The 12,758-nt window shown below is 38.0% G+C and carries 18 protein-coding genes; 10 read left to right on the top strand and 8 right to left on the bottom strand.

Annotated elements, in window-relative coordinates:
- Positions 1 to 7 precede the first annotated feature (7 nt).
- Both HEQ19_25845 and HEQ19_25840 read right to left on the bottom strand, forming a co-directional pair.
- Positions 8 to 691 carry a DUF305 domain-containing protein gene (locus HEQ19_25845; GenBank protein ID WYM03627.1) on the bottom strand — a complete coding sequence of 228 codons (684 nt, stop codon included), beginning with the start codon at positions 689 to 691 and terminating at the stop codon, positions 8 to 10.
- Positions 692 to 931: 240 nt separating this feature from the next.
- On the bottom strand, positions 932 to 1,357 hold the full coding sequence (locus tag HEQ19_25840) for a hypothetical protein (protein ID WYL98132.1): 426 nt from the start codon (positions 1,355 to 1,357) through the stop codon (positions 932 to 934).
- Between the two features lie 245 nt (positions 1,358 to 1,602).
- On the opposite strand from HEQ19_25840, the gene HEQ19_25835 reads away from it, so the two are divergent.
- Both HEQ19_25835 and HEQ19_25830 read left to right on the top strand, forming a co-directional pair.
- Complete coding sequence (locus HEQ19_25835) at positions 1,603 to 3,816, top strand: phosphoketolase (GenBank protein ID WYM02392.1); 2,214 nt, start codon at positions 1,603 to 1,605, stop codon at positions 3,814 to 3,816.
- 214 nt (positions 3,817 to 4,030) lie between these two features.
- Positions 4,031 to 4,396 (top strand): hypothetical protein, encoded by a 366-nt coding sequence (locus HEQ19_25830; protein WYM02391.1) that lies wholly within the window; start codon positions 4,031 to 4,033, stop codon positions 4,394 to 4,396.
- 163 nt (positions 4,397 to 4,559) lie between these two features.
- On the opposite strand, the gene HEQ19_25825 is transcribed toward HEQ19_25830, so the two are convergent.
- The 4 genes from HEQ19_25825 to HEQ19_25810 all read right to left on the bottom strand — a co-directional run bounded on the left by HEQ19_25825 (position 4,560) and on the right by HEQ19_25810 (position 6,025).
- Complete coding sequence (locus HEQ19_25825) at positions 4,560 to 4,961, bottom strand: PIN domain-containing protein (GenBank protein ID WYM02390.2); 402 nt, start codon at positions 4,959 to 4,961, stop codon at positions 4,560 to 4,562.
- A 14-nt stretch (positions 4,962 to 4,975) separates the two neighbouring features.
- Complete coding sequence (locus tag HEQ19_25820; protein ID WYM02389.1) at positions 4,976 to 5,212, bottom strand: DUF2281 domain-containing protein; 237 nt, start codon at positions 5,210 to 5,212, stop codon at positions 4,976 to 4,978.
- Between the two features lie 244 nt (positions 5,213 to 5,456).
- Positions 5,457 to 5,681, bottom strand: a complete 225-nt coding sequence (locus tag HEQ19_25815) for a DUF4926 domain-containing protein (GenBank protein WYM02388.1) — start codon at positions 5,679 to 5,681, stop codon at positions 5,457 to 5,459.
- On the bottom strand, positions 5,678 to 6,025 hold the full coding sequence (locus HEQ19_25810) for a DUF6883 domain-containing protein (protein WYM02387.1): 348 nt from the start codon (positions 6,023 to 6,025) through the stop codon (positions 5,678 to 5,680). The genes HEQ19_25815 and HEQ19_25810 overlap by 4 nt, the downstream gene beginning before the upstream one ends.
- A 411-nt stretch (positions 6,026 to 6,436) precedes the next feature.
- On the opposite strand from HEQ19_25810, the gene HEQ19_25805 reads away from it, so the two are divergent.
- From HEQ19_25805 to HEQ19_25775, 7 genes are all read left to right on the top strand, one after another.
- Positions 6,437 to 6,712 (top strand): hypothetical protein, encoded by a 276-nt coding sequence (locus tag HEQ19_25805; protein WYM02386.1) that lies wholly within the window; start codon positions 6,437 to 6,439, stop codon positions 6,710 to 6,712.
- 63 nt (positions 6,713 to 6,775) lie between these two features.
- Positions 6,776 to 7,066 (top strand): type II toxin-antitoxin system HicB family antitoxin, encoded by a 291-nt coding sequence (locus HEQ19_25800; GenBank protein ID WYM02385.1) that lies wholly within the window; start codon positions 6,776 to 6,778, stop codon positions 7,064 to 7,066.
- A 27-nt stretch (positions 7,067 to 7,093) separates the two neighbouring features.
- Positions 7,094 to 7,648 carry a hypothetical protein gene (locus HEQ19_25795; GenBank protein ID WYM02384.1) on the top strand — a complete coding sequence of 185 codons (555 nt, stop codon included), beginning with the start codon at positions 7,094 to 7,096 and terminating at the stop codon, positions 7,646 to 7,648.
- A gap of 50 nt (positions 7,649 to 7,698) precedes the next feature.
- On the top strand, positions 7,699 to 7,950 hold the full coding sequence (locus HEQ19_25790) for a type II toxin-antitoxin system ParD family antitoxin (protein WYM02383.1): 252 nt from the start codon (positions 7,699 to 7,701) through the stop codon (positions 7,948 to 7,950).
- 55 nt (positions 7,951 to 8,005) lie between these two features.
- The gene (locus HEQ19_25785) at positions 8,006 to 8,587 is read left to right on the top strand and encodes a Uma2 family endonuclease (GenBank protein ID WYM02382.1); all 582 of its coding nucleotides are present in this window, start codon (positions 8,006 to 8,008) and stop codon (positions 8,585 to 8,587) included.
- A gap of 79 nt (positions 8,588 to 8,666) precedes the next feature.
- The gene (locus HEQ19_25780; GenBank protein ID WYM02381.1) at positions 8,667 to 8,960 is read left to right on the top strand and encodes a hypothetical protein; all 294 of its coding nucleotides are present in this window, start codon (positions 8,667 to 8,669) and stop codon (positions 8,958 to 8,960) included.
- A gap of 288 nt (positions 8,961 to 9,248) precedes the next feature.
- Entirely contained in the window at positions 9,249 to 10,214 is a 966-nt protein-coding gene (locus HEQ19_25775) for a DUF4760 domain-containing protein (GenBank protein ID WYM02380.1), read from the top strand.
- A 1-nt stretch (position 10,215) separates the two neighbouring features.
- On the opposite strand, the gene HEQ19_25770 is transcribed toward HEQ19_25775, so the two are convergent.
- A complete protein-coding gene (locus tag HEQ19_25770; protein ID WYM03626.1) occupies positions 10,216 to 11,358 on the bottom strand; it encodes an IS4 family transposase in 1,143 nt (380 codons plus the stop codon).
- Positions 11,359 to 11,855: 497 nt separating this feature from the next.
- On the opposite strand from HEQ19_25770, the gene HEQ19_31360 reads away from it, so the two are divergent.
- Positions 11,856 to 12,245, top strand: coding sequence for a hypothetical protein (locus HEQ19_31360; GenBank protein WZI67023.1), 390 nt, complete (start codon positions 11,856 to 11,858; stop codon positions 12,243 to 12,245).
- Positions 12,246 to 12,540: 295 nt separating this feature from the next.
- Here HEQ19_31360 and HEQ19_25760 read toward each other — a convergent pair whose 3' ends face one another.
- Positions 12,541 to 12,732, bottom strand: coding sequence for a hypothetical protein (locus HEQ19_25760; protein ID WYM02379.1), 192 nt, complete (start codon positions 12,730 to 12,732; stop codon positions 12,541 to 12,543).
- Positions 12,733 to 12,758: the final 26 nt, after the last annotated feature.

The following is a 12,758-nucleotide window of genomic DNA, read 5'->3' as shown; positions in this document are numbered from 1 at the left end:
CACTATATTACTGCTTATACCAAGCTTTGCGCCACTGCTGCATTTGGTTAATCTCTGTATTTTGTGCTTTAATAATCCCTTGAGCTAATTTCTTAATTTCCCCACGCTGAGATTTTTGCAAAGCATCTTTACCCATGATTACGGCAGCTTCATGGTGAGGAATCATGGCGTTAATAAAGCGCAAATCAAATTCTGTATCTGCAGCACCTAAATCCATATTCATCGTCATCGCTTGCATTTGCTGCGATGACATTTCTATGGTTTTTTGCTGTTGAGCATCATAAGCCATTGGTTTATTTGAGGCTTTGGGATACCAAGTTTGACGCCAGTTTTTCATCTGGGTAATTTCTTGATTTTGGGCTTTGATAATTTCCTCCGCTAATTTTTTAATTTCCGCACGCTTTGATTTTTGCTGCGCGGCTTTCGCCATTTCTATTGCACCTTGATGGTGCGGAATCATCGCATCAATAAATCTTAAATCATAGTTAGCATCGGCTGTGCCTAAATCCATCATATTGTGGTTCATACCACCATGATGCATCGGTTGCTTGTCGCTGGTATTGGTGATGTTTTCTTGGTGGTTTTGATATTGGGATGTCGCTGGGAAACAGGCGGTTAATACAGTGGTAGAAATAGAGGTGACTACTAATGTCAATGCCAAGAGGCTATGGTTGAGATTGGGGAAATGCATAAGTATCAATTAATATTTTTTTGATTTCATATATATTTTGACAGCCCAAAATGAAATCAAGATGAAAAACTCCGATCCGTGGGTGCAGTTTTTCATTTTTGTTTTGACAATTGGGTGTTTCGCGCACACAGCAGCAGCTATAGCACTTCCTATTCAGATGAGGTACAAAATTGTATCACGCGATGTAGGGGCACGGCACTGCCGTGCCCTTACCGATGTACCTCACTAGGGCGAGAAACGCTATACAGCTTTAACGTTATCAGCTACAGCCTTGACAATTCGGTGTTTCGCGCAGTCGGTAGCAGCTACAGCCTTGACGTTATCAGCTACAGCCTTGACAATTCGGTGTTTCGCGCAGTTGGTAGCAGCTACAGCCTTGACGTTATCAGCTACAGCCTTGACAATTCGGTGTTTCGCGCAGTTGGTAGCAGCTACAGCCTTGACGTTATCAGCTACAGCCTTGACAATTCGGTGTTTCGCGCAGTTGGTAGCAGCTACAGCCTTGACGTTATCAGCTACAGCCTTAACAATTCGGTGTTTCGCGCAGTCGGTAGCAGCTACAGCCTTGACGTTATCAACGAGAAGTTTCTCTAACTCTTCGGCGCGCTTTCCTGCATATAGTCCAAACACGGCTTGCATAATTACCCGCATGGTGATAATTTGCATTGCCGATCGCACACCAGAAGGGATGTAGGACTACTTGGCAGTTTCATAGCCTTTTTTTTGCAGAGTCTCTTCTGTTGTGCCAAAGAAATGGCAAAAAGTAAATTAATTTTTTTGAAGAAATATTAACTGTACTTATCCTTAAGATTGCAAAATAGCTATCAGCTGTGACAACCTGAAAGTTGTAAAATCTTTGTTAACTTGGACGAGCATCTACAGTTGCTCCTCTTACTTATAAGGTACTCAGCATGACGGCAATAAAACCAAAAGCATCTTCAGCGCTTCCCGATTTTTGTGAAGGAATCCAATATTTTGGGGAAGCGTTACCGGGTTTTGAAATCTATGGTGCAACTCCTGCTATCGAATCAGGTAAAGTAGCGATCGCCGATCCGAGCGAGCCATCTGCAGTCTATCAAACTTTACTCGCTGCCGATGCTTTACGTTACCTGACGTTACAAATCACCGGTAGTAAAGCCTCTGGGCATCCTGGGGGATTTGCTAGTCAAGCGGAAGCTTATGCAGCGCTTGTCATGTTGGGATACAAGAACATTATCACCGAAGTCGGACACCACGCCCCCGGATTTTATAGTGCCATATTTCTGGATCGCTCGTTGGAAGATATGGGAATCTTTACAGTCCAACAATTGCGCGATCGCTTCCGGGAAAAGCATGGACTTTTAGGACACCTTTCCGGTTACATGCCCGGTATTCTCGCACCTGCTGGGCCTTTAGGACAAGGACAACACTTTGCCATGTCTGCTGCATTATTGCACAAAGATAAATTATTTCCCTTCACCGTGGGCGACGGTGGACTAGGGGAACCCTATATTATGAGTTCGATGGCGCACTTTAACACCGCTTACCCCACCGTCACCAACTTTTTACCGGTGCTGGTGTGGAATGGTTATAGCCAAGAACACCATAGTATGGTATCTCTGAAAACTAACGAAGAGATGATAGCCTACTGGAAAGGTAACGGTTTCACCGAAGTAATATTAGTAGACGCGAAAGAATTCGACGACCAAAATCAACCAGGCGATTACGTTGACAGTACCGTCTTCTCCTTCCAAAAACGCCTAGAATTTACCAAAGCCGTACTCGTTGCTGTCGATAAAGCTGCAAAATCTGCCTTAAATGGACAGCTTACCGTCTTCATCATCAAACAACTCAAAGGTGCAGGGGTTCACGCCACAGGTTCAAAATCACACAACCTCTATCCTAAAGATACCTTAGATGCGCCCCATATCATCAGCGCCTTGCAAACCCGCGCTTTATCAGCAGCAGCTTGGCAAACAGTCCGCACCAACGCCGAACGCGCCGGTGGTGGACCGGCTGGTAAAACAGTAGTCACAGAATTTGAATTACCATTACCAGAAATCGGCGAATTACCATTAGAAGAATATACAGTAGGTGGAGATCCAAAAGTTTCCACAACCGCAATGGGAAGATTAGTGGGAATAGTTGGAAAGAAAGATCCAAATTTCCTCGTCACCAACGCCGACGGAAACGAAGCATCAGGAATCGCCAATATTAACCAAGCATTAAAGATTATTCACCCCACAACCGACGACTTATATAACCAAGCACCAAACGGACAAGTTTACGAACCATTAAGTGAAGATGCTTGTGCAGGATTAGCCGCTGGTTTATCCTTAATGGGTGCAAGAACCTTGTGGTGTTCTTACGAATCTTTTGCCATCAATGGTTTACCAATTTGGCAAACTGTCACCCAAGCAATGGCAGAATTACGCCGTCAAACTCCTTCAACAATTACATTATTTACTGCAGGCGCATTAGAGCAAGGGCGTAATGGTTGGACACACCAAAGACCAGAAATTGAAGCTTACTTTGCTTCGTTGATGAGAACTGGAAATGTTTTCCCATTATTCCCCCCTGATGCTAACAGTATCCAAGTTGCTTATGACTGGGCTTTGCAAACAAAAAATAAGGGAATTGTGATTACAGCCAGTAAATCACCCTTACCAATTCGCACCACTTTAGAACAAACTCGCCAAGGTTTAATTGATGGCGCGGTGTTATTACATGAAGTTGGTGGTGGGAAACAAGTTGTGTTTGCTGTGATTGGCGATATGACATTAATTCCCGTCTTTGAAGCTGCAGCTTTCTTGGAAACTGAAGGTATTGGGGTGAAGATTGTTTCTATTATTAATCCTCGTCGTTTATATCGTCCTAATGATGTTGCTTGGGATACTTGTTCAGAACCCGATGGTGGCTTTTTAGATGATGATAAATTTGCCGAATTATTTGGCGGTGATGCGTTAATTGGTGTTACTGGTGGTGCTGCGGCGATGCTGGAACCTATTATGTTGAGGAGTAATTCTCGCCGTGATACTTTCGCTTGGAAGCGTGGGGAAACTACCGCGAGTGCGGGTGAATTGATGGCGTTTAATGGGTTGACTGCAGAGGCGTTGACTAAGCGAGCAATTGAGTTGGTGCATTAATATTTAGGTAGGATTTTTTAACCGCAGATGTACGCTGATAAATAGACATCTCCAGAAATGAAGTATCGACCGTGACGACACAAGGCTTTTATATTCTTTTTCGGAGATGTCTAATGCGGATAATTTTACGTTTTATAACGTACATTTGCGAGTCAAAAAAATTATGGTATTATTTATAATAAATTTCTTCATTCTAAGATGGTGTAGAATAATTATGGGTAATTTTGTGATTAAATTTTTAGACCATAATGGAATGCGTCCGGTGATTGTCTTGGTTGTGATTATCGGTGGTATTTTAATAACTTTGAAAAGCGATAAGATTTGTGTAATTCAGGAACCTCCTTCAGTTACTGGAAGTCAAGCCAAAATCATCTTGAGAGATAATCCTGTTTGTTCAAAATATTTTGAAATGGGAGCATTAGTTATTGGTGGAATATTGGGACTAACCGTTCCAGCACAGGGTAAAAATGCATCAGATTCACGGGTTGCTCAACAACAAAACAACATGGAAAGCACACCATCATCATCAGATCCAACAAATACAAAAGGGTCTGAATCACAGAATACACCAAGTAAGTGAATCCGAGACTCAAGCAAGTAGAGGGACATAAGGTTTACTCTTAAAAAAATCTCCAATTTGTAGCAAGTAGTAGGCGTAACGCACCGCCAATAAAATCAAAGATGGTGCGTTCCCTCTGGGAACACACCCTACAAAATATAGGATAATTTATTGTTTGCCATTACTACTGTGGCATAATTACAGGAATAATTTGATTTTTTTGCCGACGATAGACAAGAAAGTCGCTATCAAAAGTTAATAAAACACTATTTATATACTGTTCAGACATCCGTACTAAACAAGCATCAGCTAAAGACATAGGCACAGATTGATAAGTCTTGAGAAGTTCGCCAATAATGACAGCTTCATCATCCAATTTAAAAGGTATGTCAATCACTCCATTCTTGACCAAATTTATCACAGCTTCTTGACCGCCGTAGACATTTCGCAATAAAAAACAAGCCTCAGAAATTACAGCTTCACAAGTTAATAAAGGCGGCTCAATATTAGCCCACTGTGCTGTTACCCAGCTATGAAATTGATCACGGCGATTAATTACAGCAACCAATGGACCCGTATCTAGCAATACACATCGCCTCATCACGAACCGTAACCATCCATATAATCTTTATTAGTAGACAAGTCACTTGCTGCTTCCACACAACCAATGTATTCTTGAGCCAGAGTCAAAGCTGAAACCCCTGATTTTATTCTTTGAGCAGATAAATCTTGTTTTGGCATTTTCGCCAGCAAAAATTCTACAAAATCTAACGCTTCTTGTTGCTTGTCAGGAGGTAATATTCTTACCTTTTCTAGGATGATTTCTTCAATAGTCATTTGATTTGTTTCTGAATTAAATTTATATAGTTTTAAATTGAAAGCATTACCAGCTTTGACATTTTATCATATAACCTTATTAGATAGGGGGTGTTACGCTGAGGGTACGGCACCGCCAATAATATCAAAGATGGTGCGTTCCCAGGGGGAACACACCCTACAAAATATGGGATAATTTTATTGTTTGGCATTCCCTAAATAGACGACGCGGTAGGGATGCAAGGACTTGATCGCACTGTTCATATTAATTCATCAGGCGCGATCGCGCAATTTCTCTTCTACCAATGGGACGCACTTGTATGCTGTGAAGTGAAACAATTGCCACAGTCTCCCCATCCAATGTAACAAATTCAACCTCATATCCTTTGCCACCCTGATGTACTAAAACAACTGTACCTATATCACCCTGTTCTAAACTATATTCTGGGAGATCACTAGTCAGAATAACCCTATCAAGTTCTTGAATCATTCTTCTCTCCGTTTTAGTGGGTATGAAGTAACAAACTTAGGAATAGTTTCCCCTGTTTCAATAAACCAAGCCGAAAGAATCACAGGATTTCTACCATCCGGTGAAAGCAGTCTACCTTCTACAGCATATCGAGTTCCGAATGGTGAATCTTCAATTTTTGTAACATCGTTATCAGCAACATGATTTAATAATGCATTAGCAAAAGTTTCCCAATCATCTACTGAAAAACCAAACGCAGTGAAAAACTTTTCCTTGCTCCGTCCATCGGGGTGAGTTGGTGATAACAGATACTCAGTTATTTTTCGCTGTGGCACAACTGCTAGTTCATAATTCGGCAGTTTCAATCCGCCTCTCCTACATTCTTATCTTTAGTTAATCTCCATTTATCTCTTAATTTATCTCCTTTTTGAGCATTATATTTATTTTAGGCGCTCAACTATACTAGCCAGTAAGGTGCATTATCACTGAGACTACGACACAGCCAATAATATCAAAAATGGTGCGTTCCCAGAGAGAACACAGCCGAAAAAATATGGGATAATTTATTGTTTGCCATTACCTAAATAAACCACGCGGTAGGGATGCAAAGACTTGATCGCACTGTTGACATTAATTCATCAGGCGCGATTGATCGCGCAATTTCTCTTCTACCAATGGGACGCAATTGTATGCTGTGAAGTGAAACAATTGCCACCGTCACAATTTTTTTAGATAAAATAGGAGAATATTGAGTTCAATAGCTGGATATAATTTGCATGGAAAATCCCCATCCAACATCAGACCAGCCTCTAAGTATTCTCACAGTAGCAGACTTGGAAGCTTTAATTGTCAAAATTGTTCAAAAGGTTGTCAATCAACAAACACAGAATTTAAAACAGCAGGATTTACAAATTGAAATAACGCAAGCAACCCATCCACCACAAGCTTTTTTAGCAACCTTTGGAACTTGGGAAGATACACGCACCGCAGAAGAAATTATTGATGATATATATTCAAGTCGGACTGTCAGCGAGCGAGATTATACCTTGTGAAATATTTACTTGACACTGATACATGCATCTATTATTGTTCACAACTAGATAAACCCATCCTGTATGAAATTCCAAGTAATATTCACATTTGATGCAGAATATGCAGGTTACGTTGCTGAAGTTCCCGAACTTCCAGGCTGTGTCAGTCAAGGAAAAACCTTAGATGAAGCAATTGAAAATATCAAAGATGCTATCAAAGGCTATCTTGTCGTCTTAGAAAAACATGGTAAACCTTCAGAAAATCATAGTCAGGAAAAAAGTCTCTATGACAAGTTTGATGAAATTGGATTAATTGGTTGTTGTTCCGTTGATGAAAATTTATCAACTACATATAAAATAGCATTATTTTCATGACTACAGAATTACAACGGAGATTTCATCATGAAGCTGGCATATATGATTACAGAAAGTGATAAAGATGTAGAAATTTTACAGAGATTGCTACCACGAAATCTAAGTCAAAATATCAAATTCATAGCAGGTGAAAGTTCTTACAGAGCGCGTTCTTTAGCTAGTTCACTGCTGGCTACTCGGAAAACACCTGTTGCTCTTGTTTTAGATGCACATACAGATAACAAATCTCAAATAGTTGAAAGATATGATTTAATTGATTATGTATTAAATCAAGTATCATCGGGGATATCCTACAAAGTTTTTATGGCGATTCCTCAATTAGAAATTGTATTTATTCAAGATAAATCATTAATTGAGAAAATAGCACAACGCCAATTTAATGATTTAGAATGGCAATTGGCTCAAACCAAACCTAAAGAATTTTTAGAGACAGTATTTGGCAATAGTAAGGAGCAAATAAATGCCAGAATATTTGGCAATATCAATGATGAAGAAATTAAAAAATTACAACAACATCCATTAATACAAGAAATAATTAATTTTCTATCATCGCTTATTCCATCTTCTATTGCCATGACATAAAATGACAAACATGCCATAATATAGAAAAACAGATTCAGGAAATAACCCTTGTGAAAAGTATCAATATTTCCTTACCTGACACTATACAAGCTTATGTAAAAGAACAGGTAGCTCAAGGTGGTTACACCAGCGTCAGTGAATATTTTCTTGAATTAGTCCGACAAGACCAAAAACGAGTAGCGCAAGAACGTCTAGAAACAATGCTTCTAGAAGGATTAAACTCAAAAGATGCAACAGAAATGACTGCTCAAGATTGGGAAGATATACATCAAGCAGTATTCCCGCCCTGTACTAAGCTATAATTCAGAATGCATAACTGAAGTAGTGCTAACCACAGGGCTTGTGAGGTTATCCGCCATGAACACATTGACCAAAAAACTGACCCTGGAAGAATATCTGGCTTATGACGATGGCACTGATACCAAATATGAGCTAGTCGATGGGGAATTAGTCGAAATGCCACCAGAAAATGATATAAATAACTTGATTGCCCTCTACTTGCTGACGCAATTTCTCAACGTCGTCCCCATACAACTCATCCGTCATAAAGATATGGAAATTGTGGTGACAGGAAATCGCACTCGTGTCCGCCTACCAGATTTGATTATATTAACAGAGGAGTTATTTGCCGCAATTGGTGGCAGACGCGCTACAATTACTCAGGATATGCCATCTCCCGCACTAGTGGTTGAGGTTGTCTCTCCTGGGAAAGTCAACGAAGATCGGGACTACCGCTACAAACGCTCAGAATACGCAGCGCGGGGAATTCCCGAATACTGGATTGTTGATCCTGGTAAAGAAAAAATCACAGTGCTGACCCTGGTAGACGGATTATACGAAGAAGCAGTATTTCAAGGTAGCGATGATATCGCCTCCTCAGCCACTTTTCCTAATTTGAAATTAACTGCGGCGCAAGTCTTGGGAATCGGGAAAGAGTGATTTTACTCATAATCTGCCATAACTGCGTAGTTTATAATATGAGCATATGGCAAATTTTTCGTCAATTTAGAAGTTAATTATGGTAATAAAATTTGAAGAAATATCTAGAGATATTGATACCTTACCAGAAGAAGCCCAAATTTTACTACTTGATTTTATTCAGTTACTCAAAAAGCGTTATCCACAAACAGAATCAGATAATACACTCATAACGAATGAGATAATTTTGTCATCTACCCAAAAGCCCAAACAGCATCCATTAGACACATTTATAGAAAAACATGGTGCTTGGGAAGATGAACGCACAGCAGAAGAAATAGTCAAAGAAATTTATGATAGCCGGACTATTTCTAACTATGATATTAGTTTATGACTTATTTATTAGATACTGACACTTGGGACGCACTTGTATGCTATGAAGTGAAACAATTGCCACGGTACCACCCCAATACTGCTCGGTTAAGCCTCTTTTGAGCATTCTAGACAACGATATTGCAAGGGTTTCAGCCTACTTTATTTCCTTAACCGAGCAGTATTGGGATGCTTTCTGTCCATACCTTCGGCTTAGTTATCTCTAACTTTTGTTAGATGTTTAAGCATCAGAACATATCATAATGATATGTATATTTGGAATTTGATTTTTAAGAGGTTTATAATTGTTATGAATGATTCTTCTCAAGATCCTCAAAAATTGCATAAACTGTTGCAAGATAGCAATCTTCAGTTAACTCAGATACGAGTTCATAGTAACCGTTCTTTTATGATTTGTGTAGAAGATTTTTCAATCAGAGTAAGAAAGTTTATCAGACAGCGACATCTAGATATTATTATTCCAAGCTTAATAGTAGCCTCTGCTTTTGGTTTTACTATATTTTTCATGATAAATGCAAAGGAACAAGAAAAAAAATGCTACTATGACTTAGGTGGAAATGTAAGTGCTGTAATAGGCGTTGGAGTGGGAATTTTATCTGCAATAAATACTTTTCATGATCAGTATCACTACAAGAAACTTGTTAAAGCTTCTGATTATATTAAGCTATGGCATAGTGAACATATTACTAAATTAGATATAAACAGAGGCAAGATAGTAAAAGAAGTATTTTATGATAAACATCCAATAGAATTTGATCCTATTCTTTTTAACCAGAGTCATAACCCTTTAACTGAATTTAAAAAAACTCCTGATGGAGTTGAAATTTTGAAAAAAGTCCAATATGAGATTTTAGAAAGATTAACTAAACATAGTACAGAAGAAGAGGATATTGTTAGTCTCCTAAATTTTTTTGAATATATGGGACAAGATATAAAACTTGATGTTGTAGACTCCAATTATCTCAAAGACTATTTTTATTCAGTTGTAGTCTCTCTTTATGAATGTTTTAGAAAATATATAGAATATAACCAGTTTGATGTGTGCAACAGACTTAAATTTTGCAACTTTATTTACCTAGCACAAAGATGGGAAAAAGAAGGAGATCCGCCAGAGATACCAGAAATTTGTAAAAGACCTTTAATCATTACATCTGATGATATTACGACAATTAAAAAGATAAAAGAAAAGATACAAGAAGAAAAGATACAAGAAGAAAAGAGGTTCTTGCGTATATCTGAGGGGGCGACGAAATAAGCTAAAACATAGACTCGATAAGCTTCATAGCCCTCAATCCCTGTTGATAATACTTGCGCTTATTACGATTAATTCTCATTAATTCTGTCACTAATTCCATACAAATATCTGTGAAATTGACCCAAGTTTGACCATACAAGCCAACATAAAAACTACTATGTCTCCGCACAGAGCGACCAGACTCTTTAACACGAGCTACATATTTTTGTATTCCTTTATGTTTAATTTTTTGACCCTGAATCATGGCAGAAGTGTAAGCGAGCGTTATCAGTAAAACTAGAGAAATAAATCGGTTGCCTTCAACATTAGTCTCTTCTAAATTATAACCACCTGTTTTAAAATCTCTAAACATTTCTTCTATATCAAATCTTTGTTTATAGGCAGATATTGCCGACTCTAAGTCGTCAAAATTTGTTAAAATAAACCATCCTTCTTTCGGTGCTACTCCATTGATTTTACGTTTCCATTTAGCCGCTACATTAAAGCTCATAAAACCCCGAGTCTTTGTCACTTTAACTCCTTTGATAAAAAAAGAAACTCCCGGTACTAAACCCAGATTTTTTAACTCAACAAAAACATCTTTTTCAACTTGCAAAAACTCATTCTTTTTTAATCGCAAACAAAAATACACATCCAATCCCTGGAGATACTTTGCCAGTTTGACAGAGCAAAATTCTCTATCACCTAATACACAGATTTTATAGTTTTTAAAGATTGGTATTACTTGAGACAATATTTTTTGTTGTTCAGCGATGTTACTATTACCTAATTTTGGCAATAAAGTAAAATATATTGGTACTGCTCTTTTATCCCAAATGATACTCACCATGAATAAATTTATCCGACTCCAATTAGTTCTATCAATTGCTATATAAATAATTTTTTCATCTTTGAAGTATGTTTCCAGCCATTCTTTAATAATGGGAAACCAAACTTTCTCAATGGTGAGATTTGGTAATGATAAAAATCTTTGTATTCTCTTTCTTCTACTCTCAAATTTAACTGCCAAAGGTAGCGCATTTGCTAACTTTTCTAAAGTTACTTCTTTGATTGACTGTAATAGATGGATTAAAATTTTTAGCAGCAAGTATTCTGCTAAACTTAATTGACTTTTTAAGTGGTTTTGGTAGAATGCAGGTAACATTATCATTAGATAGGTCTTATTGACAAAAGTAGACCTATCTTTTTCTACCACAAAACGTTGCCCTCCTTACATACAAAGCTTTTGAGCTTGTTTCGTCGCCCCTTCAGTGCGTATATTTTATGGTAATTGAAGATTGATGACAACAAAACCTTTATGGGGTAAGCCTTCTAAACGATTATGTCCAATATTTTCAATGAAATACCGACACAATAAGGCTTTCAAAGATTTTGAACTGAGTTCTCCATAAAAAGTACCGAAGAACCAGAAAAGATAAAAGAAAAGATACAAGAAGAAAAGAATTAGACGCTATTTTGGAGAAAAATAAATATGTAATTAATTTTGCATATGTACTTATCAATCTTTTGTTGGGGAAATAGTCGTATAAATGGGACGGTTATCAAATATTTCCGGTCTTGTAGCCAAAACCTCATTCCTACAGCATTCACTTCCACTAAAATCAAAATGGAAACATGATGCTATAAAAACTTACGCGAGTAATGTCAGAAAAAAACTTAGAAGCTTTAATAGTTAAAATTGTTAAAAAAGTGATCAAAAAAGAAACAAGTAAGCACCAGGATGACTTACCAATTGTCTCAACCACCAATAATCACCCAATAGAAAGATTTGTAGAAAATGTTGCTACCTGGGAAGACGAACGCCCAACAGAAGAAAATATTGATAATATATATACCAGTCGTTACGCAAGCGTACTTTCAAAAGAAGATGCAGAACTTGAGCGCAAGTTGCGAGAACTCAAGTTTAAGCAAGAACTGATAAAAGATTGGATATCATTTCTTGTCAGGGATGTAATAGTATATTCAGCGACTACCATTTTTATATTTGCTGTCGCCGGATTTTACCTATTCACTCTGATTACTAGAAATTAACTACAGCATTACTGGGTGTGAATCAGAATCTGGATTATCATTTTCAATTTGATATTAGCCCTTAAGCACTTTTCCATACCTAAGAAAACCAGCTTATTACTCACGCTATAATAAGGGTTTTAGCCATTTATCTCAACTTCCTACATAAATGCCATTGAAGTACTCTACCAACTGAGCTATAGTACCTTCAAAATTCTTGTCGATTATCGCGTAATCATTGGCAATTTGTCAAGTGGACTCGAAAAAAAATGTAAAGTACTGTTGCTGATATCAGGATTCAGCACTCAGCACTTGACTAAGACACCTTCAGTAAATAGCTCATACAGTGCCCCATGAGAAAGTAGACTACTAACATGGCAGCAGCGGCGAGGGCAACTAATGTCCCAGCTAACATCAGAGAGAATTCTTTATGTTGGAAGGCTTTCTCCATTAGGTGGAGTGACCAAGCCACGAGCGCCACATCAAAAAGCAAAATAGGAATCAACATATTTCTTAATATTTATTAATACTTGT

Origin of the sequence: Gloeotrichia echinulata CP02, from assembly GCA_038087035.1 — a bacterium.
Taxonomy (GTDB): domain Bacteria; phylum Cyanobacteriota; class Cyanobacteriia; order Cyanobacteriales; family Nostocaceae; genus Gloeotrichia; species Gloeotrichia echinulata.
This window is presented reverse-complemented; position numbering and strand designations above follow the sequence as displayed.